Annotated in this window: 1 protein-coding gene and 1 pseudogene; both read right to left on the bottom strand. The window is 64.7% G+C overall.

Features of this window, described 5'->3' with window-relative positions:
- Positions 1 to 223: pseudogene (locus tag ACWDEX_RS37225) on the bottom strand (hypothetical protein); the annotation flags it as partial.
- Positions 220 to 1,038 (bottom strand): IS5 family transposase (locus ACWDEX_RS37220; protein WP_450469126.1); only part of this gene is annotated, 819 nt, incomplete at its 5' end. The gene ACWDEX_RS37220 and the pseudogene ACWDEX_RS37225, both read right to left, overlap by 4 nt.

The raw sequence follows: 1,038 nt of genomic DNA, 5'->3' as shown, positions 1-1,038 counted from the left end.
CTGGGATGTCGGGACGCTCTGGCTCGGCAGCGGGTGAGGGCATGGGGAGAGTGAGGAGCGTCTTGCGGGTGATGCGCAGGTTCTCGCACTCTGCATCGATCTCGCCGAGCTGCCGGGTGAGTTCTTCGATGCTGGCGCTCAACTGCTCAGCCTGGACGGCCAGTTTGCGTTCGCGGGTTTCGATGTGTTCCAGGATGGCTTTGACCTGTGGGTTCTCGCTCATGCGGTCCTCCAGGAGGCGAGGTTGGCTCCGGTGAGACGGCGGCTCATGACAGAGGTCATCGCCCACAGGACGCGGGAGCGGGAGGAGGCGGGCCGGTGTTCGTAGTCGCGCACGAGACGGCGGTAGAACATCAGGATCCCGTTCGTCTGCTCCACGATCCACCGCTTGGCCTGCGGGACGAAGCCCTTGTCGTCCGGGTTGCGCTCGACGATCTCGACGTCGATGCCCATGTTCTTGCCGTGATCGACGACCTTCTTCTTGAAGCCCTGGTCGACCAGGGCCTTGGTCACCGTGTCGCACTGCTCGACAACACCGTCCAGCAGGGCGATGCCGACGGTGTTCTCGTGTGCGGAGGCGGGCAGGACGACGCAGTCGATGACGAGGCCCAATACGTCCACGGCCAGGCATCTCTTCCTCCCCGGCACCCTTTTCGCGGCATCCTTGCCGGTCGTCGTGGCCGGGACGCCGACGGCGGCGTGGATGCTCTGCGTGTCCAGGACCACCAGGCTCGGGTCGGCTAATCGTTTCCGCTTCTCCCGCAGCTGCCAGCGCAGCAGGTCGTGAATGTCCTGGTCGGTGCCCTCGTCACGCCAGAGGTAGAAGTAGTACTTCACCGCTCCGGGTGGAGGCATGTCGTGCGGCAGGAACTCCCACTGACACCCCGTGCGGTTCTGGTAGAGGATCGCGTTCACGATCTCCCGCATCGCGTACTTGCCCTGATGCCCGCTGACCGACGGATGCCGGGCCTTCCACGCCGTGATCACGGGTTCAACGAGCTCCCACTGCTCGTCGGTGAGATCGCTCGGGTACGGCTT

This window comes from Streptomyces sp. NPDC001020 (assembly GCF_053599115.1).
The sequence above is the reverse complement of the archived record's forward strand: the minus strand, read 5'-3'. Positions and strand labels throughout refer to the sequence as shown.